At 59.6% G+C, this 25848-nt stretch carries 18 protein-coding genes; 9 read left to right on the forward strand and 9 right to left on the reverse strand.

The features are described from left to right. Positions 1–22: 22 nt before the first annotated feature. The 4 genes from ACK2VC_RS14855 to ACK2VC_RS14870 are packed head-to-tail and all read right to left on the reverse strand — an operon-like array spanning position 23 to position 5227. On the reverse strand, positions 23–1477 hold the full coding sequence (locus tag ACK2VC_RS14855; protein ID WP_486731158.1) for a lipopolysaccharide biosynthesis protein: 1455 nt from the start codon (positions 1475–1477) through the stop codon (positions 23–25). After that, complete coding sequence (locus ACK2VC_RS14860; protein WP_486731159.1) at positions 1467–2645, reverse strand: glycosyltransferase; 1179 nt, start codon at positions 2643–2645, stop codon at positions 1467–1469. The genes ACK2VC_RS14855 and ACK2VC_RS14860 overlap by 11 nt, the downstream gene beginning before the upstream one ends. After that, on the reverse strand, positions 2646–3746 hold the full coding sequence (locus ACK2VC_RS14865) for a glycosyltransferase family 4 protein (protein WP_486731160.1): 1101 nt from the start codon (positions 3744–3746) through the stop codon (positions 2646–2648). Then, complete coding sequence (locus ACK2VC_RS14870) at positions 3743–5227, reverse strand: O-antigen ligase family protein (protein WP_486731161.1); 1485 nt, start codon at positions 5225–5227, stop codon at positions 3743–3745. Before ACK2VC_RS14870 ends, ACK2VC_RS14865 begins: the two co-directional genes overlap by 4 nt. A 482-nt stretch (positions 5228–5709) precedes the next feature. Here ACK2VC_RS14870 and ACK2VC_RS14875 point away from each other — a divergent pair, with 482 nt between their 5' ends. From ACK2VC_RS14875 to ACK2VC_RS14915, 9 genes are all read left to right on the forward strand, one after another. Continuing rightward, positions 5710–7365 (forward strand): glucosamine inositolphosphorylceramide transferase family protein, encoded by a 1656-nt coding sequence (locus ACK2VC_RS14875; protein WP_486731162.1) that lies wholly within the window; start codon positions 5710–5712, stop codon positions 7363–7365. A gap of 184 nt (positions 7366–7549) precedes the next feature. Beyond that, the gene (locus ACK2VC_RS14880) at positions 7550–8986 is read left to right on the forward strand and encodes a phenylacetate--CoA ligase family protein (RefSeq protein ID WP_486731163.1); all 1437 of its coding nucleotides are present in this window, start codon (positions 7550–7552) and stop codon (positions 8984–8986) included. A gap of 154 nt (positions 8987–9140) precedes the next feature. Then, positions 9141–10592, forward strand: coding sequence for a phenylacetate--CoA ligase family protein (locus tag ACK2VC_RS14885; protein ID WP_486731164.1), 1452 nt, complete (start codon positions 9141–9143; stop codon positions 10590–10592). A gap of 85 nt (positions 10593–10677) precedes the next feature. Beyond that, entirely contained in the window at positions 10678–12651 is a 1974-nt protein-coding gene (gene asnB, locus ACK2VC_RS14890; RefSeq protein WP_486731165.1) for an asparagine synthase (glutamine-hydrolyzing), read from the forward strand. A gap of 10 nt (positions 12652–12661) precedes the next feature. Further along, entirely contained in the window at positions 12662–13759 is a 1098-nt protein-coding gene (locus ACK2VC_RS14895) for a glycosyltransferase family 4 protein (RefSeq protein ID WP_486731166.1), read from the forward strand. A gap of 43 nt (positions 13760–13802) precedes the next feature. After that, entirely contained in the window at positions 13803–15848 is a 2046-nt protein-coding gene (locus tag ACK2VC_RS14900; RefSeq protein WP_486731167.1) for a heparinase II/III family protein, read from the forward strand. 269 nt (positions 15849–16117) lie between these two features. Then, complete coding sequence (locus ACK2VC_RS14905; RefSeq protein ID WP_486731168.1) at positions 16118–17428, forward strand: nucleotide sugar dehydrogenase; 1311 nt, start codon at positions 16118–16120, stop codon at positions 17426–17428. Next, a complete protein-coding gene (locus tag ACK2VC_RS14910; protein ID WP_486731169.1) occupies positions 17409–18104 on the forward strand; it encodes a class I SAM-dependent methyltransferase in 696 nt (231 codons plus the stop codon). Before ACK2VC_RS14905 ends, ACK2VC_RS14910 begins: the two co-directional genes overlap by 20 nt. Then, positions 18104–19354, forward strand: coding sequence for a glycosyltransferase family 4 protein (locus ACK2VC_RS14915; protein WP_486731170.1), 1251 nt, complete (start codon positions 18104–18106; stop codon positions 19352–19354). The genes ACK2VC_RS14910 and ACK2VC_RS14915 overlap by 1 nt, the downstream gene beginning before the upstream one ends. A gap of 65 nt (positions 19355–19419) precedes the next feature. On the opposite strand, the gene ACK2VC_RS14920 is transcribed toward ACK2VC_RS14915, so the two are convergent. From ACK2VC_RS14920 to ada, 5 genes are all read right to left on the reverse strand, one after another. After that, positions 19420–20478 carry an acyltransferase family protein gene (locus ACK2VC_RS14920; RefSeq protein WP_486731171.1) on the reverse strand — a complete coding sequence of 353 codons (1059 nt, stop codon included), beginning with the start codon at positions 20476–20478 and terminating at the stop codon, positions 19420–19422. A gap of 53 nt (positions 20479–20531) precedes the next feature. Then, the gene (locus ACK2VC_RS14925) at positions 20532–21986 is read right to left on the reverse strand and encodes a mannose-1-phosphate guanylyltransferase/mannose-6-phosphate isomerase (RefSeq protein ID WP_486731172.1); all 1455 of its coding nucleotides are present in this window, start codon (positions 21984–21986) and stop codon (positions 20532–20534) included. Positions 21987–22037: 51 nt separating this feature from the next. Next, positions 22038–23444: an undecaprenyl-phosphate glucose phosphotransferase gene (locus tag ACK2VC_RS14930; RefSeq protein ID WP_486731173.1), complete on the reverse strand. Its 1407-nt coding sequence runs from the start codon at positions 23442–23444 to the stop codon at positions 22038–22040. A 250-nt stretch (positions 23445–23694) separates the two neighbouring features. Next, the gene (gene alkB / locus ACK2VC_RS14935; RefSeq protein ID WP_486731174.1) at positions 23695–24402 is read right to left on the reverse strand and encodes a DNA oxidative demethylase AlkB; all 708 of its coding nucleotides are present in this window, start codon (positions 24400–24402) and stop codon (positions 23695–23697) included. Beyond that, on the reverse strand, positions 24399–25502 hold the full coding sequence (gene ada / locus ACK2VC_RS14940) for a bifunctional DNA-binding transcriptional regulator/O6-methylguanine-DNA methyltransferase Ada (protein WP_486731175.1): 1104 nt from the start codon (positions 25500–25502) through the stop codon (positions 24399–24401). Before ada ends, alkB begins: the two co-directional genes overlap by 4 nt. Positions 25503–25848: the final 346 nt, after the last annotated feature.

Raw genomic sequence — 25848 nt, forward strand, 5'->3', positions numbered from 1 at the left:
TTCTTGAGAAGCCTGGGTCTCCTCATTGACGCTGGCCGCTCAATAATCCAATATGCTTTTTCCCACCTGCCAGAAAGAAACAGGAAGCACATAGAGCAAGATAAATCCCGCCCTTGGTCAATAGCACCAAGACGAGATTGCCGTTGATGCGGCCGTCCAGAACGGCCACTCCCGTCATGGCGAAGCCGGTGGCCAGCACGGTCGGCCACAGTGCGCCCCAGTCGAGCAATTGATGCATGCGCATGCCGAGGGAATGCGCGACAACATGTACCGACCACAGTTCGCTGATGGAGAAGGTAAACACGCTGCCGAACGCAGCCCCGATCGGGCCCCATCGGTTGACGCCGATGATGCTCAGGGCGACCGAAATGATCAGGCAGCAGCCATTGTTGAGCACTGCGAAGCGGCCCCTTTCAATGGCTGGCAGCACGTGGCCGACCGCGAATGCATTCATCATCATGCCAACCAGATACACCTGCATGATCGGCGCCGCGTCCTGATAGCGGCTGGTGTACACCAGCCGGATCAATTCCGGCGCGGTCGCGAACAGCCCACCTGCAATTGGTATCAGCAGCATGGCAGTGGCGCCATTGCTCTTTGCAATCAGGCGGGCAATTTCAGGCAGGTTGCCAAGCGCATGTGCGCTGTTCAGGCGCGGCATCATGGCGTTGTATACCGGCATGCGAACCAGGGTCGCCACCGGCGTAACCACGGAAGCAATCGAAAACATTGCATATAGCGCGGCGCTCAGCATGCTGGCCACCACCCATTGGTCGGCTTGCAGCCGCATCAGGAATAAGGCATTGCCGAAGGCAAATGGCAGCGAGTATGCCAATTGCTTTCTCAGGGAGCCTATGCTCCAGGTAATTTTTTCTTCCCGATGATTGGCACGAACGTACCAGCCAAGCAGTAGCAGTTTCACAATCGCGACTGCCGTCAGCGCTATCACAATCCATACGATGCCGGCGCCAAGAAGCGCGGCGGCTGCGAGCAGCAAGGTCCTGAGGAGGGATAAAGCGATGGTCGAGCTGGCTTGCCATGGTGCCCGTCCGTCGGCGGTTGGCAATACATCGAGCACCGAGGCCATTACCCACAATCCCAGGAATAGCGCGGAGAGGCCGTGAGTCTGAAAGAATAATTCGATTGCCAAGGGCGGCAGCAAGGGGCTCCAGCCGCTGGTCGCAATGGCTACGATGCCGCCGGCGGCGAACAGATAGGCCAGTGTATTGCCGATAATCTGACCTTTTTCTTCGTGCGGCGTCCTCGGCAGGAAATAGAACAGGGCTTGCGGCATGAAGGCCGGCGCGATTCCCAGCACCGTCCCGGCAAGCAACCAGAGCAGGCGATACTGGGCAAACCCGTTAATGTCGAGAAAGCGTACCAGGATAATCGGCATGGCCAGTTGCAGTCCATACTCGATTCCCCCCGCCAGCGCCAGCGTGACCGCACTTCTGCGCAGGCTTTCGTTACGCGGCATCCGGGGCCTCAGTCTGGATGCGCGGGTGTCTCGGGTGTGCCATGCCGAAAAACAGCCGGTCGTACGCGGCAATCATGGTCGAAAGCGCAAATCGGTCGGAAACGCTTGAACGCGCGTGACCGCCCATCTCGCGGCGCCGGCTTGAATCCATCAGCAGCTTCAATCCTTTCGTGAGACCTGCGATATCGCCTGGCTCATAAAGATAGCCATTTTTGCCATGGGTGACCTGTTCTGATGCGCCGCCAATTCTGGTCATGATCACTGGCTTTCCCAAGGCCATCGCCTCCAGCGTCGCCAGGGAGAATGTTTCAATGTAATGAGAGACGATGGCCATGATGTCGCAAGCCGAGACCGCGAGCCGGACATCGGCCAGATATCCGGTAATCCGGACGTGCTCGGCGAGCCCCATTGCGTCGATTTGCCTTTCTATATTGAGGCGCTCCGGCCCGTCGCCGATCAACAGGCATTTGATGTCGACGTTGGCCGCCCTGAGGGCGGCGACCGCCTGCAACATGTCGCCATGTGCTTTCTCCGGCCGCATGGCAGCGCATAGACCCACGATACAGGCGCTATCGGAAAACCCATAGGTGCTTCGAACCTGATGTTTTTGCTCCGCGCTGTAATGATCTTCAAAGTAGCTGACGTCGATGCCATTGTGAATAACGGTATCGTTCCTGGCTCTCAATATTCTGGTTCTCCAGTATCTTCTCTGGTTTTCACATACGTAAATCAGCATATCGCTGATGCCGAATAGTGGCCGATAAAACAGCATTTGCAGCTTGTTTTTCAATGTACCCATGTCAGTGGTGTGAAAAATATCGACCACCCGTGGACGCAATGTCGAACCGCTACGCGCAAGCCAGCCGTAGAGTAATGAATAGGTGTTCACGCAAACAATAATGTCTGTCTTTTCCTCCTCCACCTGTCTCGCGAGACGGCGGGCTACCGACAGGTCGATTTTTCTTGACGCGTCACAGCCAATTACTCGCCCTTCCAGTTTCTGAAGATCAATCTGCGGTAATTGAGTCGAATCGTTCTTTAGATAGGCTAGAGACATCCGAAATCGTTGGGTGTCCAAATTATTGAGCAATGTGACCAGATGTTTCTCTGCGCCGCCAACGCAAAGTGAATTGACTATGAACAGCAGGTTGATGCGCTTGTTTTCCATTTAACCAATCCGTTGAAACATTGCGTTGTATGGTGAAAGAATGCGGCTTTCGTCGTAAACGCGCGCCATATATGTCCGACAGCGGGTACTCACGCTGGACCAGGCAATGGGGTTGCTCACCAGTTCCGTCACCGCCTTTTCCATCTCGTCCAAGCTTGATACGGCGGCGCCCAGGCTTTCCCTTTTGATGACATTGTCTGGATCAAAAAATGCGACTACCGGGGTGCCACGAATCCACGCCTGGAGATAGGAATTGGGAAACCCCTCGCTATCGGAGGTATTAACGAATACGTGCGCACGACCATATTTTGCGTCCATTTCGTGGTAGGGGACACGGCCGTGGAAAGTGAAATTGGCCAATTTCACAGCCTCGTGCCGGATTGCTTGAAACAGGCCGTCGAAGCCCGGCTGCGGCCCGCCGACCATATGAAACTGGAACTGCGGAAGCCGTCCCGCTAGCGCCAGGAAAAGATCCGGCCTCTTGAACTGGCGCAGGTTATTGACCCACAGCACGTTGATGTCGCGGCTGAATGATTTTTCGGGAGCATCGACCAGCATCTCCGCCACTTCGCTGCGCAGGCCGTAATTGCGCAGCATGGCCTGCTGCTGCGTGACGCTCTGGACCAGGATGCCGTTCGCATGCCGCAAGCCATATTCGTACAGCTTTTTGTCGCGCCAATACGGAATCAGAAGATGCTGCGGCTCGCAATCGGTATCGTGGGCGACCCGAAACACTAGCTTGCGCCGGTAGCGCTGGCAAAACAGGGCGGCCAGCCCCAACTGCATGCCGGCGCAACTGAGGTAGTAGACATCCGCGTCGGCCCGGAGAAGCGCCGACCAGAGGCCGCTCCAGCGCGGGTGGATGAAACGGAAAACCGGAATGCCGGCACCCTGCCGATAGGCCTTGTGCGTCGTCACGCCATTCCAGACAGCGCCTTCGTCCTGGCCGTAGTCATAGACCACCATGCTGACCCTATGTCCGCGTTGCGCCAGGGCGCGCGCCAGCAGGGTATGCTGGACTTGTTCGCCGCCGATTCCGTGCCGGTTGAACTCCGGCGCAAGAACCGGCAGGTTTTCCAGTCCGACGAAGCAGATTTTCATGGCGTTATCGGGAAACGGAACGGGATGTTGTCGAGCCCCTGTCTCAGCCTGGCCGCATCCCGCGCATCCTTCCTCGCGCGCGCGGCCAAGCCGACGCCGATGCCGTAGGACAACCAGAGAAAAGTCTGCGGCAAGGTGGGCGTGAAGCGGTCGTCGGTCAGCCCCTGAACCAGCATGACGAGAATGCAGGCGGTCGCTCCCCTGAAAAACCCGCGCCAGACCGGATCGGGGTGAAATTTTCCGATGCGTGCGAAAAGCCGCCACATATGCCGGAAGAAAAGAAAAATCACGATAGATCCGAGAATGCCGAAATCCAGCAGCGCCCCCAGATAGGCGCTGTGAGGATGGCCGACGGGCAAAATCCGGCGGTGTATCGCGGCGTCGGACCACAAGATGGAACTCAGCCCATGTCCGATCAGGGGGCTGGATAACACCTCCGGCAGCAGCGGACCCCAGATTTGGTCTACCCGTCCGGCGCTGATACCCTTGACGTCGCCGCTATGGACACCCGTCGATGCGCGCTCGACAACCGCTTCGGGCATGACGAAAGTGCTCATGGCGACCAGCATCAAAATCGCCAGCGCCGTACGGAAGCGCCTTTGCGTAAACAAAAGGTAACTGACGACCGTGATCACGCCAAGAAACGCCCCGCGGGAAAAGGTCAACATGATGGCGATCAGCACCATGATCGCCATTGCCCCGAGTAGCCATCTGGCCAGGCGGTTGGTGACGCTGAAAAAGGAAAACAGCACCAGCGCAAACACCATGTTGAACAGAAAGCCGAGTTCGTTGGCGTGGATGCCTAGTGCGGAAAGGAAATTCCTGTGTTCGCTGGCCGCCAGCGTGGCGAGGGATACGCCGGAAATCAATACGTAGCCGATGACCATCAACGGCAGCGAGAGCATCGAGAGGAACAGCGGGATCATGTATCCGCGGGCGCGGCGCGTATTGGCCACCGCGACCGACAGCATGAAGGCCGTCAGCAGGATGATGGCCGGCTTGAACAGGGCATCCCGAAAGTAGCCGGAAGCGGAATTGAAGTCGATCACTTTCAGCAGCGTGTAGTAGGGGGGAATCGAGGACGCGTGCATGGCCCCGTAAATTCCCGCCAGCGTCATCGTGCCCACATACCACCAGAAATGCCGCGGCCATGCCGGAATGAGGATGGCCCCACGCAGCACGGTCTTGGCCATCATCAGCGACAGGATCGACAAGGCCAGCGTGCCATTCAGGGGATTCAGGCCCTTGACCCCGAACAGTTCGCGTGGAATTTCCTGGGTCGCGGTGAGCGGAAGGAGCACGATGGCAATCAGGATTCCCGTCTTGTAGTTGCTGACGGAAGCCGCCAGAACGAACAGCAGTACCAGCGACAGCACGGCGGGCATTTCGCCAGCGGCTGCGGCGACGATTCCGACAAGGATCGCCAGTGCGATGGCTCCTGTAAAAAGGAGCACGGATCGGTTATCGCTGTTGTGTGTCACGGTGCGGAGATACCATTTTCAACAGATCGTTGTATTTCTGGCATTGATTTGAAGTCTGCCTCAATCGCATTTGCCGAGAAGCAGAGCGGACCGCAGGCTGCTGCATCGGCGAAGCCTTACCCAAGGCAAATCAGAACTACGACTCTATACAAGCCCGCCATGCGGGAATTGATTCATCTCAATCGCGCTCGGCTTGGTTCGTGAGTGCCAATCTACGAAGCTTTCAGTGGACACGCCCTGCGGTGCTTGTCGGGACATTGAAACAGTCCGGTGGTCGCGACTGGAGCAGGAGCTCATCACAGGTTTGTGGCTGCGCCGATGACAATTGCGTTGAGATTGATTTCACGCAAATTTTGGAACCTGAATCTGCCTAAACTTTTTTCCGCAGGCGGACAATAGGTAGCCATCGGATCGCCAGGGGGATTTTTTGGGTTGACGCTGGCCGATGATTCTTCAGATCAGGTTATTGCCGGGACGATTCCATGCGTGCGCTAAAGGTAGGTCTGCTTCTCGATGACAGGTTTTGCAACAAATATATTCATGAACTGGTTTGCTGGGCTCAGCAACAGTCCGATGTGCAAATCTCCCATCTGGTTGTGTTCAAAGCGCGCTCAGCCCCGCTCATGGAAAAGCTGCGCAGTTTGACCCGATTCAAGAACGCGGGCTATTTGGCTTCGGTACTTCTGTTTCGACTAATCGTGATGGTCGAGAAAGTGATCCTGCACTTCAACTCATTGCATCGGGCGCATTTCGATACCTTTGACCTAAGCAAGAAAATCGATCGGCAAATCACCATTGAATCGGATTTTTGCCGATCGTGGTTTGTTCACCAATTTTCTTCGGAACAGGTTAGGCGCGTCAGGGATCTCGATCTGGATTTGCTGATCACCTATGGTTCGGAACTCATGCAAGGCGAGATATTGCACGCCAGCCGGCTCGGAATTATTTCGATTTCCAGCGCAGGAAACGAGAGTTATCGCGGCGGTCCGGCCGGCTTTTGGGAGTGCTATTACAAGCATCCGAAAACCGGTTTCGTGATTCAAAACCTGACCGGAGAGAAGGTCAGGAACGTCCTGCTGAGCGGATTTTTTTCCACCAAATTTCTATTTTCCTTGAACCAGGCCAGCTTGTACCGGAAGATAAACCCACACCTGCAACAGTTGCTGAAGCGAATAGCCGCCAGCGGACAGTTGCCGGAAATTGAGGTGCACCAACCGTATTCCGGTGCCGTATTTCGTTTACCGGCTTTTTTCCAGAGCCTGCACTATCTGTTCAAAATTGCCGGTCGAATAGGTACGCGAACAGTGTTTCGAATCGCGAATTACCGCAAGAAATGGGAGATTTCGTTTATCTCGTCCGGCTGGAAAAAGGCGGTTTTATGGAACAGCATCAGCGCCAAGGCGCCGCGGGGGCATTTTTGGGCCGATCCATTTCTGTATGTGCATGACGGCAAAACCTATTGTTTTGTCGAGGATTATGTTTACAAGACCGATCGCGCGCATATCTCCGTGCTGGAAGTATCCGAAGCCAAAGCGCATAAGATCGGCGAATGTATCCGCGAGCCGTTTCATCTGTCTTTCCCATTCCTGTTCAATTACGCCGGCTCCCTGTACATGTGCCCGGAATGCAGCGGGTCACGACAGATCAGAGTGTATCGCTGCACCGGATTCCCATTGCAATGGGAGCTGGCATCGATCGCCATGGACAACGTCTCGGCCGCCGATACGATGATTTTCGAGCGCGCAGGAATATGGTGGATGCTGACCAGCATAGATAAATCCGGCTTGAACGATTATTGCTCGGAACTCTATCTGTTTTCGGCCAGTTCACCGCTGGCGACGGAATGGAAAACCCATCCGCAGAACCCGGTACGAATTGACTCAGAGGGAGGGCGGAACGCCGGCATGCTGTTCGATGACGGCAAGATTTTCCGGCTGGCGCAGCGCCAAGGCTACGATCAGTACGGACAGGGGTTGTTGATGTATGAAATCACCGAACTATCCGAATCTATTTATTCCGAAAAATTGTTTTCTGAGATCAATCCCTTCTTCAAGAAAGGGCTGCTGGGAGTCCATCATCTCTCGACCACTGGTCAGGTAACGGTGTTCGATCATGTATCCCGTTCCTTCGTGCTCTAGTGTTGCATGCCGCCACAGCAGGTCGCCAGGGTTCGCCGCATCCGGCCGAAAACCGTTTGATCCGATTCCTGGGGTTTCGGTATCTGTTGCTTGCTTGATCAAAATCCAAGACAGGCGGCCCCACGGCGGATACGCTTGAAGCACCGGATGTACGAGATCTGTCCGGGGTTTCAGGGTGCGAATCATGGCGTTTGAAGATTTCCTGTATCCACTGCTGGGGTCGTATTTCGCGTCGCCCCAATGGGTTAAAAGCTCTGTGGGTCGGGTCTACTCGCTCTTTTCGGTTTCACTGGCCCGCGGGCCGCGCTACAAGCTTTTCCTGGCCGAGGCGGCGCTGCGGGATGAAGGGGAGATTCGCAGGCTGGCGGCGCGCAAACTGGGTGCGACCTTGCATTGGGCGCTGGAGTCCGTTCCGGCGTATCGGCAATACCGCTATCTGAGACACGATCTCGATTCGCCGTACGAGGTCTTGCGCGAACTGCCGCTGATCTCCAAGGAAGATATCAAGCATGACCTGGGAAGTTTTTTGTCGGACGCTATTTCTCCCGGTTTGCGGCTGAAGACCGCGACCGGCGGCTCGACATCGACGCCGATGGTGTTCTATCTGCAGATGGGTGTGTCGCGACCCAAGGAATATGCATTCATGAAGATGTTCCATGATTATGTAGGACTGTCCGGGTCGGACGTGATCCTGGCGTTGCGCGGGCGCAGCGTGCCGACAGCGAAGCGCGCCGGCGGAAGCATCTGGATGTACGAGCCGATCAAGCGCCAATTGATCCTGAGTTCGGATCACCTGGAACGGCGCTACATGAACCAGTACATCGAGGCGATGCGGATCTGGCGGCCGACCTATATCCAGGCCTACCCGTCGACGATTTACCCGTTGGCGCGCTGGCTGAAGGAAAACCCGGCCCCCGACGTCACTGGCCGGATCAAAGGCATCATGCTGTACTCCGAAAATGTATTCGACCACCACATCAAGCTGCTGAAGGATGTATTTTTCTGCCCGGTACTGAAGCATTACGGCCATTCGGAACGGGTGCTGATGGCGTCCTCCATGCCGGATGACGAGCGCTGCTTTTTCTGGCCGCAGTACGGCCATTTCGAACTGGTGGATGAGGACGGCCGAACAATTACGACGCCGGGTGTAATGGGAGAAATCGTCGGTACCGGCTTTGACAATCAGGTCATGCCGTTCATCCGCTATCGGACCGGCGATATGGCGATCCTGGGCGACCAGCCGCATCCATCATTGCCCGGCTACCCGGTGGTCGACAGCGTCGAAGGCAGGAGGCAGGAATTCCTGGTGTGCAAGAACAATCGTCTGATTGCAGTGTGCGGCATGGGGGCGGCCCATTCGGCGGATCTGGCCGCGGTCGATACGATGCAGTTCGAGCAGTCCGTACCCGGTCACTTTCTGATCAAGGTGACTACCTCGCAGCCGTTGTCGGCCGAGGCGCGCAGCAGGATCGTGCTGGCAATGGAAGCCAAGACCCAGGGCGGCTGCACCGCCGAGGTGGTGGAAGTGGCAGAGATTCCCCGCACTCTGCGCGGCAAGCACCGTTTGCTGGTGCAGCATCTGGACATTTCCAACTATCTGGGGGCGCCGGAAAAGTCATGAAACATCGCGCATATCGCAGCAGTGCAGGGGGGAGCCGCCGGAACGTCGAAATCGGTGCACTGGCGGCGCATGTTGCAGCATCAGCCGGCGTGGTTCCTGGTTCCTTGTCGCGCGCCTGCAAATGGCAACTGGTTGATTCCGGAATTGACAAGAAATGACGCTGGAAGATTTTCTACATCCGCTGCTGGCTCCCTACATTGCTTCTCCGCAGTGGGTCAAGAGCTCGATTGGCCGGGCGTATTCGTGGATTCCGCCGGCGTTGCGCCGGGGGCCGAATTATCAGCGTTTTTTTTGCGAGGCGCAGATACAGGATCCGGCACAACTCGAGCGGCTCGGCATCCGCAAGCTGATAGCGACCTTGCGCTGGGCGCTGACGACCGTACCGGCGTACCGGCAATATCGCTATCTCCTGGGGCAGCTCGACCAACCGCTTGCGGTCCTGCATGAATTGCCGATGCTTTCCAAGCATGAACTGGTGCATGACCTGCCACATTTCATGTCCGGCGGAATCTCCGCACGCGCTGCCCTGAAGACGTTTACCGGCGGCTCGACCGCTGTGCCGATGATGTTCTACCTGCACAAGGGCGTTTCGCGTGCCAAGGAATATGCTTTCATGGACAGCTTCCACCGGCGCGTCGGCCTGGAGGAAGGTGACGTCGTGCTGGCGCTGCGCGGGCGTGGCGTGCCCGGCGCCGGCAAGCCTGGCGGCCGACTCTGGATGTACGAACCGATCAAGCGGCAATTGATCCTCAGTTCCGACCACCTGGAACGAGCCTACATGCCGGAATACATCGACGCCATGCGTGTCTGGAAACCGACTTACATCCAGGCCTTCCCATCCACCATCTATCCGCTGGCGCGCTGGCTGAAAGAGCAGCCGGCGCCGGATGTATCGGCCCGGATCAAGGGCATCATGCTGTTTTCCGAAAATGTATTCGATCATCACATGGCGCTGATCCGCAGCGTGTTTTCCTGTCCGGTGCTGCGGCACTATGGGCATTCGGAGCGGGTGCTGATGGCGGCTTCGCTGCCGGATGATGATCGCTGCTTCTTCTGGCCCCAATACGGATATTTCGAGTTGGCCGACAACGATGGCAGGCCGATTACCAAACCAGGGGTGCTGGGTGAAATCGTCGGTACCGGATTTGACAACCAGGTGATGCCGTTCGTGCGCTATCGCACAGGCGACATGGCGGTCTTGAGCGCGCGGCCCAACCCGCTGCTTCCCGGATACCCGGTGGTCGAGCGGATCGAAGGCCGGCGGCAGGAGTTTATCGTCTGCCGCGATCATCGGCTGATTTCCATCAATTCCCTGAGCGCTGCCCATATCGGCGATCTGGCGCTGGCCGGGGTGGACGCCATGCAGTACGAACAGACCAGGCCGGGCCATTTTCTGATCAAAGTGGTCACCGTGCTACCACTATCGGCCGGGCGCCGGCAGCGGATTGCCCGGGCGCTGGAAGCGAAAACGCAGGGCGGCTGCACGGCGGAGGTGGCTGAGGTGGACGAGATTCCGCGTACCCGGCGCGGCAAGCACCAGATGCTGGTGCAGCACCTGGATATCAGCCGGTACCTCGGTGCGAGCGAAGCCAAATATCAGCCATAGCGGAGGCGGTTTCCTGGCAGCCGGCCACCGGAATTTTCATTTCATCGTTAGCCGGCGGATATCGGGCCGGTCGGAAAGGATCGTTATGTGCGGAATCGCCGGGCATGTACGCCTCGACAGCGCCGCGCCGCGCTTGAGTCCGGAAACCGCACGGCGGGCGCTGCTGGCGCTGGCGCATCGCGGACCGGATGGCAGCGGGGAGTGGCGCGCCAGTGACGATGCATGCTGGCTGGGACACCGGCGGCTGGCCATCATCGACCTGGCGACCGGACAGCAGCCGATGTCGAATGGCGATGGCAGCGTCTGGGTCACCTTCAACGGCGAGATTTACAACTACCGGGAATTGCGGGCAGAACTGGAGAGAGCCGGCTGCCGCTTCAAGACGCACAGCGACACCGAAGTGCTGGTGCACGGCTATCAAGTCTGGGGCGGTGCCGGGCTGGCGCGGCGGTTGCAAGGCTTGTTCGCGTTCGGCGTGTACGACTGCGTAAAGCACGCGCTGATGCTGTGCCGCGACCATATGGGTGTCAAGCCTTTGTATTGGTGGAGCGATGGCAGAACCCTGGTTTTTGCCAGCGAGATCAAGGCATTGCTGTGCTTTCCCGAGATCAGTGCCAGCAAGAAAGTATATCGGCCGGCGATTGCGCAATATGTCGTCACCCGCTACGCCTCGCGCCCGGACACGCTGTTCGAAAAAATTCAAAAGCTGCCGGAAGGCTGTCTATTGGAGTTTTTTTGCGGCGAGCCGGAACCGCAGCCGGTTCGTTACTGGGATGTGCGCTACGAAGCGCGCGATCTGCCCGAAAGCCAGGCGCTGGCGGAGCTCGATGCCCTGTTGCGGCGCACGGTCGACATGCAATTGATGTCGGATGTGCCGCTTGGGGTGCAATTGTCGGGCGGCGTCGATTCCAGCATGGTGGTGGCGCTGATGGAGACCATGCGGCGTGAGAACGGCCAGCGCGAGCCGATCAAGACCTTCGCCGTCGGTTTCGATATTGCCGAATTCAGCGAACTGCATCACGCGCGGAAAATCGCCGAACGCTACGGCACGGAGCATCATGAGGTGGTGGTTGGATCCGACGATTTCATCGCCGATTTTGCGCGCCTGTGCTGGCTGTACGACGAGCCGATGGGGGAGCCGCCGGCGATCCCCACCTATTACATGTGCCAGGCGGCAAAACAGCATGTCAGCGTGATGCTGACCGGCGAAGGTGCCGATGAGCAATTCGGCGGGTATTCCAAATACGTATTCGACTCCTTTGCCGGGCTGCTGGAATGGCTGCCGGTCAGCATGCGCCATGCGGGCCTGCGCAGCGCGGGTGCCGCCATGCCGTTCCAGGGACGGCGCCTGCGTAGCATTCTCGAAATTCTGGGATTGTCTTCGGAAACGCAGCGCTTCGCCTCCTGGTTCGGCGGCTTCGATACCAGCTTGCAACGGCAATTGCTGCATCCGGATTTTCTGAAGGAGGTTGGCGACGGCGGTCTGGAGAGCAGGTTCTCGGCCATCATGACCGGTTGCAACGACCGACAGAGCGCATTGAACCGCTTCCTGTATTGCGACATTCACAGCCGGTTGGTGGACGATATCCTGGTCAAGGGCGATCGCATGAGCATGGCGGCGGGAATCGAAGCCAGGGTGCCTTTCCTGGATCACCGGGTGGCAGAATTCGCTGCCGGTTTGCCGGCGCGCTACAAGGTGGCTGGACTGCAAAAAAAAATACTGTTGAAAAAACTGGCGGAACGCTACCTGCCGCGCGAGACGATTTATCGCCGCAAGGTCGGTTTTACGGTGCCGCTGGGGCGCTGGTTCGGCGGCCCGCTGGCCGGCCTGATTTCACAGGTGCTGCTCTCAGAGCGGTTTTTCGAGCGTGGCTACTTCCAGCCCGAGATGGTCAGGAAGGTCGTGCGCGAGCACCTCGAGCGGAAGGTCGATCGGGAACAGGGCATCTGGTTGTTGCTGACGCTGGAATTGTGGCACCGTATCTTCGTCGATGACGATGGCAGCGCCGCCGCTTCGGAGCGGCTCGGAGCCGAGTTGGCACAATTGTCGCGGGCGTGAAGGGTACCCCATGGACAAGCCGAAGATCGTCATCCTGAGTCCGCCGCTGAGTGCGGTCAGCGGCTTCAGCACGCACGCAAACCTGCTGCTGGGTTCCGGCTTGGCGCAGAAGTACGAGTTGCTGCATTTCTGCGTCGGCAGCGAAGGCAGGGTCGAAAGCAGCCTGCAAAAACTGACCCGTCTTGCGGTGTCGCCGTTTGCGTTGTTGTACCTGGGTTTTCGCCAGCGGCCCGACATCCTGCATATCAATACCGGCCTGGATCACAAGGCGTATTGGCGCGACATGCTCTATCTGGCGGTAGCCAAGCTGTTGCGCGCCAAGGTCGTCAGCCAGATCCACGGCGGGCCGACGCCGGACCAGTTCTTTCCGCATAGCGCCGCGCTGACCTGGCTGCTGCGCCGGGTGTTGGGCGCCAGCGATGCGGTGTCGGTACTGTCGCTGGCCGAATATAGGGCTTACGCAGCGTTTGCTCCCGGTATCCGGCTGGCGCACATCCCGAATGCGATCGACCCCTCCGGGCTCCTGGGGACGATACAGCCGCCCGACCCTCGGCGGCCGTTGCGGCTGGTGTACGTCGGCCGGCTGGTGCGCGCGAAGGGCCTGTTTGAAACGCTGGATGCGCTTGCCAGCCTGCGTCGTGCCGGGCGTCGCCTGCATCTGGAAATTGCCGGCAGCGGTGCGGACGAGCCGGCGCTGCGCGCGCGCAGCGCCGAGTTGGGCTTGGAAGATAGCGTCGTGTTCCGCGGCCCGCTTTTTGGAAACCAGAAAAACGAATTATGGCGTGCCGCGGACCTGCTGGTGTTTCCCAGCTATAGCGAAGGGCTGCCGTATTCGCTGCTGGAGGCGATGGCGGCCGGGACGCCCGCCATCACCTGCGCCGTCGGCGCGATTCCGGATGTGATCCGGCACGGAGTGCACGGATTATTCGTGCCGCCGCGCGACGCCGTTGCGCTGGCGGCGGCGATCGCGGCCATGGATGATGACCGCGCGTTGCTGGAGCGGATGGCGCATGCGGCTCGCGCCAGGGTGTTGGAGCAATACACGTTGGCCCGGCTGGCACGGGATTTTTCCGGCCTGTACGAAGTGGTGCTGCGGCGAGCAGGATGAAGCGCACTGGCGGCGCACGGCAAGCGGCGGCGGAGGATATCGGGTGAAGCTGTCATGGAAGATCAACCGGCTGCGCACCATGACCGCAGCCGAAGTCCTCTGGCGCCTGCGCCAGGCGCTGCAGGCAAGGCTCGAGCGCCATGGGATCGGACTGGCGCGGCGGCCGCCGACACCGCACGGGAACTGCGGCCAGCCGTGGATCGAGGGCTCGCCGGCCGGCTTCGATGTGGGTGCATACCGGCAAGCGGCGGACCGCATCTTATCCGGTCTTTTTACAGTATTTGCCTTGCGCGATGTTGCGCTTGGTTTCCCGCCGTCGTGGAACCGCGATCCGAAGAGCGGCATCGCTGCGCCACAGGGCTTTGGCAAGAGCCTGGACTATCGCGATGAGCATCTGGTGGGCGACATCAAGTATTTGTGGGAGATCAATCGCCACTACGAACTGGTGACGCTGGCCCAGGCCTTTCATCTGTCCGGCGAGCAGCGCTATGCCCTCGGCTGTCGCCGGTTGCTGGAATCCTGGCTGGAACAGACGCACTACCCGGATGGTCAGAACTGGGCCAGCTCGCTGGAAAATGCAATTCGGCTGCTGAACTGGACGGTGGCCTGGCATCTGCTGGGCGGCGAACATGCCGGCTTGTTCATGGATGCTGAAGGGCGCGACTTCAAGCGGCGCTGGCTGGATTCGATCTATCAGCATTGCCATTTCATCGACGGCCATCTGTCGCTGCACTCATCGGCCAACAACCACCTGTTCGGCGAATACATGGGCCTGTTCATCGGTGCCGTGGTCTGGCCGTTGTGGCCGGCCAGCGCGACCTGGCGCGAATCGGCCCGGCGCGGCCTGGAACGGCAGGCGCTGCTGCAGAACGCGCCGGATGGAGTCAACCGCGAACAGGCGATCTGGTATCAGCACGAAGTGGCCGACATGATGCTGCTGTGTGCCTTGTGCGGGCGCGCCAACGGCGTGGAGTTCTCCGGCGGCTACTGGGATCGGCTGCAGGCGATGCTGGAATTCATTTGCGCGCTGATGGACGCCGGCGGCAACGTGCCAATGATCGGCGACGCCGACGACGCGTTGCTGCTGCGGCTGTCGCCATGGCCGCGGTTCGATGCCTACCGTTCGCTGCTGGCGAGCGGCGCGGTGCTGTTCGATCGTGGCGATTTCAAGGCCAAGGCCGGCACCTTCGACAACAAGAGCCACTGGCTGCTGGGCCAGGCCGGAGCGCGCGCGTTCGACGCGCTGCCGGCCGTTGCATTGGCGGCGCCGCCACGGCGGGCGTTTCCCGACGGCGGCTACTACTTGCTGGGTTGCGACTTCGATACCCCGAGCGAAATTCGGATCGTCGCCGACGCCGGCCCGCTCGGCTATCTATCCATCGCCGCGCACGGCCATGCCGATGCGCTGGCGTTCACCATGTCGGTGGCCGGCGCGCCGTTGCTGATCGATCCCGGTACCTATGCCTATCACACGCATCCACGCTGGCGCGCCTACTTCCGCGGGACCGCGGCGCACAACACGGTGCGCATCGATGGGCGTGATCAATCGGAACAGGGCGGCAACTTCATGTGGTTGCGCCAGGCGCAGGCACGCTGCGAGCAATGGTCCAGCGGCGAGGGGGAAGACGTTTTCGTCGGCAGCCATGATGGCTACTTGCGCCTGCCGGACCCGGTTCTGCATCGGCGGAAAATCAGTTTCGACAAGCACCGGCGATTGTTGCGCGTGGAAGACAGCTTCGAATGCGGGGGCGCTCACCAATTGGAATTCAGTTGGCATTTCGCCGCCGGCTGCGAGGTGCGATTGAGCGGGCGCACCGCCTGCGTGTCGTGCGGCGATGCGCAAGTCTGGATGGCGATGCCGGATTGCGACTATGCGCCGCAGGTGGCGCGCGGCCAGGAAACGCCGCCGCTGGGGTGGATCTCGCAGCGCTTGGATGAGAGGCAGCCGTCGCCATCGATCGTCTGGCGCGGCGCGATCGAGCACGGCGCCACGCGTGTGACCTGCTTTTGGATCGGAATTGCGCCGACCGATGAGGCGGCCGCCGCGACCCTCGCAGGCGCGCGCGGTTTCAGGCTGCTCTGCGATTGAGGCGAGGCGATTTTCCGTTACATCGGATTGAAGCCGGAATCCAGCGAAACCGACACGCGCGACTCCAATCCAGATTCGATGATTAATGGAGTATATAAATAAAACCGAGTGCTAATGGGCGAAATAAGATTTATGTATGATGAGTATGTGAAAGTTTCGTAAATCCAGCGCGACACTCATCCAGCCAATATCCGGCCTCCCTTGCTGGAAATCAAAGACGCTCTTTTCTATCGGTCTAAGGTATGCCGACAGACAGGAAGCGAGGTTGTATGGACATCAGTATTTTCGGCTTGGGCTACGTCGGGGCGGTTTCGGCCGGGTGCCTGGCGGCGGACGGGCATGTGGTGATCGGGGTCGACCCGAATTGCACCAAGGTCGATCTGATCAACCAGGGGAGGGCGCCGATCATCGAGGAGGGCATCGGCGACATGATCGCAGGCGCGGTGAAAAAACACCTGCTGCGCGCCAGCGTGGATGCGCGCGATGCCGTCATGCAAACCGATCTTTCGCTGGTATGCGTCGGTACGCCATCGCAACTGAACGGCAATCTCGACCTGACTTATGTCGCTCGGGTGTGTCAGGAAATCGGCGGCGCACTCAAGGATAAGGCGCAGTTTCATGTGGTCGTGATTCGCAGCACCATGCTGCCCGGCTCCATGCGGGCGACCGTGATTCCGGCGCTGGAAGCCTTTTCGGGGAAAAAGGCCGGGGTCGATTTCGGCGTCTGCGCCAATCCGGAATTCCTGCGCGAAGGCACGGCAGTATTCGATTACCGCCATCCGCCGAAAACCGTGATCGGCGAGACCGACAGCCGCTCCGGCGACCTGCTGCTGGCCTTGTACCAGGACATGCAGGCGCCGCTGATCCGCACCGATGTCGAAACCGCGGAGATGGTGAAATATTCCGACAACGCCTGGCACGCGCTGAAGGTGGCATTTGCCAATGAGATCGGAACCATCTGCAAGGCGGTCGGCATCGATGGCCACAGGGTGATGGAAATATTTTGCCAGGACACCAAACTGAACCTGTCGCCGTACTACATGAAACCCGGCTTCGCCTTTGGCGGCTCCTGCCTGCCCAAGGATGTGCGGGCGCTGACCTACAAGGCAAGAAACCTCGATCTGGAAGTGCCGCTCTTGAATGCGATCCTGCCGTCCAACGAGCGGCAGGTGAGGAACGGCATCAAGATGATCGTCGATAAGGGAAAAAGCAGGATCGGTGTGCTGGGGTTTTCATTCAAGGCCGGGACCGACGATCTGCGCGAATCGCCGCTGGTTTCGGTGATCGAGCATCTACTTGGCAAGGGCTACCAGTTGAAGCTGTATGACCGCAACGTCAGCCTGGCCGCGCTGACCGGAGCCAACCAGGATTACATCCTGAACCGGATTCCACACATCTCGCGCCTGATGGTGGACTCGCTGGATGAAGTCCTGGATTTTGCAGAGACCATCGTCATTGGCAATAGCGCGCCGGAATTCGGCGCAGTGCCGGCGCGGCTAAAGGTGGGGCAGGTGGTGGTGGACCTGGTGCGCATCGTCGGTATGCCAAGCGGAGCGAATTATGACGGCATTTGCTGGTGATTTTCCGGCCGTGGATTTTAACGATCCGAAGACGTCGTTGCTGGCGGACATGCTTCTCGCACGACAGCAGGTGGCACCCGCGCGCTTGCTGGTCGTGGGGTGTGGCGACGGTACCGAGGCTGCCGTGCTGGCCCAGCGCCTCGGATCGGAAATCATCGGAATCGACATTGTTTCCAGTTTCGACCCGCGGGCGGCGTCGCTTGCGGATTTGCGCGCAGGGGATGCGATGCAACTGGATTTCGACGATGAGAGTTTTGATTTCGTCTATTCCTTTCACGCACTGGAGCACATCGCCGATCATCGGGCGGCGCTGCGTGAAATGCATCGCGTTCTCAAGCCCGGAGGCGGATATTTGATCGGTACTCCCAATCGCGACCGCCTGATCGGGTATCTTGGAAGCAGAAATACGTCTGTGGCCGAGAAGCTGCAATTCAACGTCGCGGACTGGGTTGCCAAATGGCGCGGCGAATTTCGCAATGAGCTGGGCGCGCATGCCGGTTATACGCTGGATGAATTGCAGGCCGAACTCCAGCGCGTGTTTACCGCCGCCGAAAGCATCACATCCGAGTATTACCTGCGCCTGTATGCGGCGCACCGACGGCTGGTTGCCCTGCTGTGCCGCAGCGGCTTGGGGCGGATACTGTTTCCTGCCATCTATTTTTACGGGATACGCTGATGCCTGGCCTGCCGCACCCGAAGGGAGTCACGGAAAAGCGGATACTGATTCTGGTCGAAAACCTGCCATCTCCATTCGACCGGCGCGTGTGGCAGGAGGCCACCACCCTCGCGGCAAATGGCTATCAGGTGTCGATCATCTGCCCGACCGGCAAAGGTTGCGAGAAAAAATATGAGTGCCTGGGCGGCATCCACATCTACCGTTATCGCCTGCCAGTCGAGGCGCAGGGAGCCGGCGGCTACCTGCTGGAATACGGCGCGGCGCTGTCGTCGACCTTCATCCTGGCCTGGCGCGTGTTGCTGACGCGCGGCTTCGATGTCATCCAGGCATGCAATCCGCCCGACCTGCTGTTTCTGATCGGCGGCTTCTTCAAGCTCTTCTTCCGCAAGAAATTCATCTTTGATCATCACGATATCAATCCCGAGCTATACGAGGCGAAGTTCGGCCGGCGCGATTTCTTCTATCGCTTGATGGTGCGTTTCGAGCGCTGGACTTTCCAGACTGCGGACGTGTCGATCGCCACCAACGAATCGTATCGGCGGATCGCGATCGAACGTGGCGGCATGGACCCCGGCAAGGTATTCGTGGTGCGCAGTGGCCCGCAGCTGGAGCGCATGCGCATCACGCCGCCCAGGCCGGAACTCAAATGCGGCCGGAACTACCTGGTCGGCTACGTCGGCGTGATGGGCGCCCAGGAAGGAATCGACTTGCTGCTGCAGGCTGCGCGGCACATCATCCGGGTCATGGGACGCTCGGACGTGCATTTCGGACTGGTGGGCGGGGGCACCTCGCTCGGCCGAATGCGGCAACTGGCGGCCGACCTGGACATCGCCGATTACGTCACCTTCACCGGGCGCGTCCCGGATGCGGACTTGCTGGACATGCTGAATACTGCCGATGTCTGCGTCAATCCGGATATCGCCAATGACATGAACGACAAGTCGACCATGAACAAGATCATGGAGTACATGGCGCTGGCAAAGCCGATCGTCCAGTTCGACCTGGTCGAGGGCCGGGTTTCGGCGCAGGGCGCTTCCTTGTATGCCAGGCGCAACGATGCGGTCGATCTGGCATGCAAGATCGTGGAACTGCTGGATGACCCGCAGCGGCGCCGCGCCATGGGTGAATTTGGCCGCAAGCGGGTGCAAAACGAACTGGAGTGGAAGTACGAAGCGCCGAAGCTGTTGGCCGCCTACGACAAGGTATTCGGTCTGCGCGAGGAAGTTGCCATTGCGCAGGCCGGAAAATGAGACGAGAGGCCCTGTGCGTGGCGGAATCGGCCCACCGACGTTCCCGCTGACGGTGCTGATCGCCTTTAGATTTCGGGTTTCAGAATCAGCTTTCGACGCGGCATGATGGATGCCCATGCCGGGCGGCTGAACAAAAAGCGGAACGGCGTGTTGCGTACCGACCAGTAAATCAGGAAGGCGCCAATAATCGAAAGTATGCCAACCAGCAGCGAAATCGTGCCGATGTCCATCTGGGGCTGATGAATCAACAGCAGCTTGCGCATGGCGAACAGCGGCACGACAAACCCCAGATAGGCGACGATCGAATGCTCGCCCAGGTAAGCCAGCCAGCGCATCCAGGACAGGCGGGCCAGCGTCACCGAGAGCAGGAAGATGGCGAATGCCCCGAAGTGGCCCATGACCAGGTGGCCCGCCGGAATCCAGTTGACCTCCATCAGCACCAGTAGCCCGTTGGCAAGCGCCCAAGCCGCCAGGATCCCGAGCGTCGCGCGCACATGCGAATGCGCCCAGGCGGCCAGGCGGAACAACTGCGGCGCGAACACATAGCCTGTATAGAAAAAGACGAAATACAGCGCAAAGCGGTCGATCATTTTCCAGCCCGTGTCAGGTGCGTACAGTTTGAAGGCGATGGCGGCGGCATACACCAGTACCGCCGGCACGCGCCTGACCAGCCGCACGGCGATGAAGAAAAGCGGCAGCATGTAGATGAACCATAACTGGCTTTCGGGCTGGATATACAGGTATAGGTAGTTGAGCAGGATTTGATATGCGCCGAGGTCGAGTTGTCCGCGCAGATCGACCAGCACGAATTTGATCGTGGCCCACAGTGCGTAGAAATAAAAGAAATGGACCACCTTGGTGTTCAGGTAGGAGCGCAAGGGCCGGTCCAGGACCCGCGCCATGAACAGGCCGGATAACATGAAAAAATCGGGCATGCGGAACGGCTGGGCAAAATCCACCAGGTAGTGCATCCAGCCGCGCGCGTTCATCATTTCTTCGACGTAGCCGGACGAGTAAAACGTGACCACGGCGAAAATGCAAATGCCTTTGGCGTAATCGACCCAATCCACGCGCATCGTTGGCGATATGGAGGAGTCATTTTCGGATACGGAATCGTTTTTCATGATCAAGCTCCTCGGAGTTTGGCGGCGCTAGCGTTTTTTGTTCCTGGCTGGGGTCAAGTTTTTGCCCGCTCGGTTGCAGCCGTTTCCCTTGGCTGCAGGTCGAGTCGGCCGTAGCGGTCCTGCAGGCGCACGATGTCGTCCTCCCCCAGATAGGCGCCAGACTGGATTTCAATCAGTTCGAGTGGGATCTTGCCGGGGTTTTCCAGTGAATGAACCACGCCCAGCGGAATGTAGGTGGACTGATTCTCGGTCAGTAGATATTCCCGGTCGCCGTTGGTAATCCTGGCGGTACCGGACACCACCACCCAGTGCTCGGCGCGATGATGATGCATCTGCAACGATAGCTTGGCACCCTGCTTGACGGTAATGCGCTTGACGTGAAAGCGCCCGCCGGCGCCGATCGAATCATAGGAGCCCCACGGTCGGAACACTTCCCGATGATGGATGGTTTCCTCGCGTTGTTGGAGCGTGAGGCCCTCGACCAGTTTTTTGGTGTCCTGGGCCCGTTCGGCGTCCAGGATGAGAAGCGCGTCGGCGGTTTCGATCACCACCGTATTGCGCAAGCCGACCGCGGTGATCAGGCGGCTGGTGCCATGCACCAGGCAGCCCGCGCAGTCCTGCAGCACCACGTCGCCTTGGGTGGCGTTAAGGCCGCCATCCTTGACCGCGGCCTGCCATACCGAGGCCCAGGAGCCTATGTCGTTCCAGCCGGCATCCAGCATCACCATCGAGGCGCGCCGGGTATGCTCCATGACCGCATAGTCGACCGCCTTGTCGGGGCTGGCGGCGTAACTGTCGCGGTCGAGGCGGATGAAGTCGAGATCGGCGCGCGCGCGCGCCACCGCCTCGCGGCAGGCCGCCAACATGGCCGGCTCCAGCTCTTCCAACTCTTGCAAATAGCGACTGGCTCGGAACAGGAACATGCCGCTGTTCCAGTAATAGTCGCCACTGGCGACGTATTCGGCGGCCTTCGCCAGCGTTGGTTTTTCGACGAACTCGCGTATCGGACGCGCGCCACAGGCATCGCCCTCGACCCGGATATAGCCATACCCGGTTTCCGGGCCGGCTGGCGTAATGCCGAAGGTCACCAGATCCCCCTCCAGCGCCGCCGCCCGCGCGCTGGCAACGGCGGCGCAGAAGGCTGCATGATCAAGGATCACATGGTCCGACGGCAGCACCAGCAGCAGCGGATCGTCGCCATCGGCCTGCGCATGCAGGGCGGCAGCGGCAATCGCCGGCGCGGTGTTGCGGCGCATCGGTTCAAGCAGGATGCGTGCATCGTCAACACCGATCTGCAGCAATTGCTCGGCGGCGATGAAGCGCGACGATTCATTGCATACCAGCAGCGGGCGGCCAAGATCGTCGATGCCGTGCAGGCGCTGCAGGGTTTGCTGCAGCAGGCTGTGCTCGCCTTGCAGGCGTAGGAACTGCTTCGGGTAGTTCTCACGCGACAGCGGCCACAGCCGCGTGCCAGAACCGCCGCACAGCACCACTGGAATCAATGACATGCTCATTGCAACCTCGATTCGGCGATAAAGCCGGCTTGCGGATGGCCCGGTTTAGTAGGCATTACTTCCGGTCCAGCCGCGAAACGCAGTCCACAGGATGATCTGCAAGTCCATCCAGAGCGACCAGTTCCTGATGTAATACAGGTCGAACTGCACCCGCTTGGCCATTTTTTCCAGAGTGTCGGTTTCGCCGCGATAGCCGTGAATTTGCGCCCAGCCGGTAATGCCGGGCTTGACGCGGTGGCGCAGCATGTAGGTCTCGACCTGGTCCTTGTACAGCTCGTTGTGCTGCAGCGCATGCGGGCGCGGGCCGACCACCGACATGTCGCCGATCAGTACATTGAAAAACTGCGGCAGTTCGTCCAGACTGGTGCGGCGCAGGAAATGCCCGAGTGGAGTGACGCGCGTATCATGCTGGGTCGCCTGGGTAACGGTTCCCTGCTCATCATGCAGCTTCATGGTGCGGAATTTGTAGACATTGAATTTCCTGCCGTTCAGGCCGTGTCGCGGTTGGCGAAAAAACACCGGGCCTGGCGACGACCATTTGATGCCGATCGCGATGACGATGAACAGCGGCGTCATCAATATCAGCATCACCAGCGAAAACACCTTGTCGAACGAATCCTTGATGAGGCCATTCAGCCCGCTGGAGATCGGCCGGTTCAGGTCAACCGCCGGGAAGCCGAGGAAATCGACCATCGTGTTGCTCAGGATCTGCATGCTGAGCGTGTCCGGTATCCAGCGGATATCGACCAGTTCGTTGCGCAGCAGGTATTGCAGGTACTGCAGCTTGTCGGATGCGCTGACTGGCAGGGTGATCCAGATTTCATCCACCTGCTGGGCCTGCACATAATCATGAATATTCTCCAGCGTGTCGATTTCCAGGATCGAGGGGTCGGTCAGACAAGCCGCATTCTCGGCGCTGGCATGCACTGCCTTGACTTCGTAGCCCAGCCAGTCCTGCTGCACAGCGCGGCGATGCATTTCCTGGCCGATGCGGCCGTAGCCGACAATCACCACGCGCTTGCTGTTCCAGCCTTTTTTACGCAGATAATGCAGCGTCGAATAGACGACGATGCGCGTTGCCACCAGCAGGCAGAGGGCGATTCCGTACCAGTAGAAAATCCACAGCCGCGAGACATAGCCGACATGGTGAATCAGGAAACTGAAGAACAGGCCGATCAGCAAGACCAGGGCCCAGGAAGCGGCGATGCGCCCGAACATGACACCCATCGAGCGGCCGCGCCAGGAATCGTACAGGCCCAATTGCGGCAGCATCAGAAATGCCAGCGCGCAACAGAGAAAAACCAGACCGGTTTGAATCGGCATGGTTTCCACCAACGGCGCATTGAAATGCAGAAAGCTCGCCAACTGGCTTGCCACCACGATCGCCAGCACATCGAGCAGGCGCAGCAACAGTTCAAGCTGGGAAGAATTTTTGCCGATCACGCTTTGCATATGACATCCAATTCTCTGCTCGTCTGCGCTATCCATGCGGCTCATACTACGCAGGATTCAGCCGCCGAAAACCGGATATCAATGAATCGTTGAGGCCGCTCAAGCAGACCACGACCGGTACGCCAAGTTGCTGAAGACGTAACGGCAGCGGCGGAAAAACTCGGGATAGGGGTTCACAGATGTTTGGTGCGGTGGGGCAGATTGCTCCGCTTGTGGCGCAACGGTTGTCAGCAGATTGCCACACTGGAAATCAGGCGGCTTTTCGAAATGTCAGATTGATGCGTTGCGCGCCCATCAGCGGGTGATGGGCGTCTTTGAGCGGCGCCACGCCGTGATAGCGGAGCCTTGCGGGGCCGCCCCATACGGCAATGTCGCCATGCGTAAGCGGTATGCGTGACGGCTTTTCCTCACGGCGCAGGCCGCCAAACAGAAAGACCGCTGGAATGCCGAGGGATAGCGAGACAATGGGTTGTGCAAAATCCCGTTCGTTGCGGTCCTGGTGCAGCGACAGGCGAGCGCCCGGAATGTAACGGTTGATGAGACAGGCATCGGGGTCGAATCCGCCGAAGCCGGCGCGCGCGGCAGCCCGACATGCGAGGTCATGGAATATGTCCGGCATGGGCGGCCACGGCCAACCGGTTTCCGGGTCGACGGCATCGTAGCGGTAGCCACTGCGATTCGTAACCCAGCCATGGGTCCCGCAGTTGGCCATCGCCACCGACATGCGAAAACCTCCAGGCGTCACCATATGGCGCAATGGTGCCAGCGTCAGGATAGCTTGCAGCGCTGCCAGGATCGCTGCCTCGTCCGCCAGCGCAAACCGGCGCAACACGACGGCGCCGGGGCATATCGGCTCCTCCCATGCAGGGTTGTTTTCCGCCTCATCGAACAAGCTGGATGTCGTGCCGCGCGGCGCGCATGTGGGCCCGGCGGCGTTTCGTCCGTCGCTCACGCTCATGCGGGTTCTTTCTCTTTCGCCACGGCCTGCGCTTCGGTGTCAAGCAAGGAGCGTTTGCGCTCGACGCCCCAGCGATAGCCGGACAGGCCGCCGTCGTTGCGCACGACCCGATGGCATGGAATGGCGACTGCCAGCGCGTTGGCGCCGCATGCCTGGGCCACGGCCCGCGCGGCACGCGGCGCGCCGATGCGTTTGGCCAGTTCGGTATAACTGATGGTCTGTCCGGCAGGAATTGTCCGCAGAACCTGCCAGACACGCTGCTGGAAAGCGGTCCCGCGCACGTCCAGCGGCAGATCCAGCCCGATGGCTGGGGCTTCCACAAAGCCGATCACCCTGGCCACCAATTGTTCGAACTCGGGATCGCCGCCAAGCAATCTGGCGTGCGGGAAGCGGTCCTGCAGATCACGCGCGAGTTGATCCGGATCATCGCCCAGGAGAATCGCGCAGATACCGCGCACGCTTTGGGCAACCAGAATCGACCCCAGTCCGCATTCGCCGACGGCAAACCGGATTTCCGTATCGGCGCCGCCGGCGCGGTAGCTGGTGGGCGTCATGCCCAAGACCTGGTTCGAGTTTTCATAGAAACGGCTGTTTGAATTGTAGCCGGCGTCGAAGATGGCCTCGGTTACCGTACCGCTGGCGTGGAGCTGGCCGCGTAGCCGCGTCTCCCGCTGCGCCATGGCATACTGGCGCGGCGTCAATCCGGTGGTTTGCTTGAACAGCCGATGAAAGTGGTATGCGCTGACGCCGGCATGCTTCGCCAGTTGTTCCAGGTTGGGCATGGTTTCCGCCTTTTCGATCATTCGGCAGGACGCGGCAACCATGGCTGCGTACCGCTCGGCCTGGGCCGGCTGGTCCGGCTTGCAGCGTTTGCAGGGCCGAAAACCGGCCCGTTCGGCATCCTCGCGAGTGGCGTGGAAACCAATGTTTTCCGGACGCGGCAGGCGTGCCCCGCAAGAAGGCTTGCAATACACGCCGGTGGTTTTCACCGAATAGTAAAAGCTGCCGTCTGCCTGCGGGTTTTTCTCCGCCACCAGGCGCCAGCGCGGATCGGTCAGCGTTGCCGCCGCCAGGCTCGTCTTTCTGTCCCGTGCGTTCATCTGATGTTCCTGCCCGATTTCATGATGGTAAAGACAGTGTAGCGAGCGTTCGGGGCGAACGCACTCCGCTGCTTGCTTTCAAATTCGTCAGCCCAGCATTGCCATACACACAATTCCTTTGCCAGTCGCTGCGCAGACTGACGCCGGATTGAGTCCTGCGGTAGCGGTCATGGTGCTGTCATACTTACGCGTTAATGTAACCGTCTGCCGTTCGCAAGCGCCCCGTTTTTCCTGCCTTGCAGCAAGCCGGCCTCGATGCGGGCCGCCAGTGCGGCGGTTGCTGCTCCGTTGCAGGGGCGAAGCCGGTTTGGCATATTCCGAATGGTTACGGAAAAACAAGGGGAAT

The sequence above is a fragment of the Herbaspirillum sp. WTB6 genome (assembly GCF_057457785.1).

What these genes read in the sequence shown, in the direction of transcription:
- ACK2VC_RS14855 (WP_486731158.1), bottom strand. Translation starts at nt 1,477, where the DNA reads ATGCCGCGTAACGAAAGCCTGCGCAGAAGTGCGGTCACGCTGGCGCTG.
- ACK2VC_RS14860 (WP_486731159.1), bottom strand. Translation starts at nt 2,645, where the DNA reads ATGGAAAACAAGCGCATCAACCTGCTGTTCATAGTCAATTCACTTTGC.
- ACK2VC_RS14865 (WP_486731160.1), bottom strand. Translation starts at nt 3,746, where the DNA reads ATGAAAATCTGCTTCGTCGGACTGGAAAACCTGCCGGTTCTTGCGCCG.
- ACK2VC_RS14875 (WP_486731162.1), top strand. Translation starts at nt 5,710, where the DNA reads ATGCGTGCGCTAAAGGTAGGTCTGCTTCTCGATGACAGGTTTTGCAAC.
- ACK2VC_RS14880 (WP_486731163.1), top strand. Translation starts at nt 7,550, where the DNA reads ATGGCGTTTGAAGATTTCCTGTATCCACTGCTGGGGTCGTATTTCGCG.
- ACK2VC_RS14885 (WP_486731164.1), top strand. Translation starts at nt 9,141, where the DNA reads ATGACGCTGGAAGATTTTCTACATCCGCTGCTGGCTCCCTACATTGCT.
- asnB (WP_486731165.1), top strand. Translation starts at nt 10,678, where the DNA reads ATGTGCGGAATCGCCGGGCATGTACGCCTCGACAGCGCCGCGCCGCGC.
- ACK2VC_RS14895 (WP_486731166.1), top strand. Translation starts at nt 12,662, where the DNA reads ATGGACAAGCCGAAGATCGTCATCCTGAGTCCGCCGCTGAGTGCGGTC.
- ACK2VC_RS14905 (WP_486731168.1), top strand. Translation starts at nt 16,118, where the DNA reads ATGGACATCAGTATTTTCGGCTTGGGCTACGTCGGGGCGGTTTCGGCC.
- ACK2VC_RS14910 (WP_486731169.1), top strand. Translation starts at nt 17,409, where the DNA reads ATGACGGCATTTGCTGGTGATTTTCCGGCCGTGGATTTTAACGATCCG.
- ACK2VC_RS14915 (WP_486731170.1), top strand. Translation starts at nt 18,104, where the DNA reads ATGCCTGGCCTGCCGCACCCGAAGGGAGTCACGGAAAAGCGGATACTG.
- ACK2VC_RS14920 (WP_486731171.1), bottom strand. Translation starts at nt 20,478, where the DNA reads ATGAAAAACGATTCCGTATCCGAAAATGACTCCTCCATATCGCCAACG.
- ACK2VC_RS14925 (WP_486731172.1), bottom strand. Translation starts at nt 21,986, where the DNA reads ATGTCATTGATTCCAGTGGTGCTGTGCGGCGGTTCTGGCACGCGGCTG.
- ACK2VC_RS14930 (WP_486731173.1), bottom strand. Translation starts at nt 23,444, where the DNA reads ATGCAAAGCGTGATCGGCAAAAATTCTTCCCAGCTTGAACTGTTGCTG.
- alkB (WP_486731174.1), bottom strand. Translation starts at nt 24,402, where the DNA reads ATGAGCGTGAGCGACGGACGAAACGCCGCCGGGCCCACATGCGCGCCG.
- ada (WP_486731175.1), bottom strand. Translation starts at nt 25,502, where the DNA reads ATGAACGCACGGGACAGAAAGACGAGCCTGGCGGCGGCAACGCTGACC.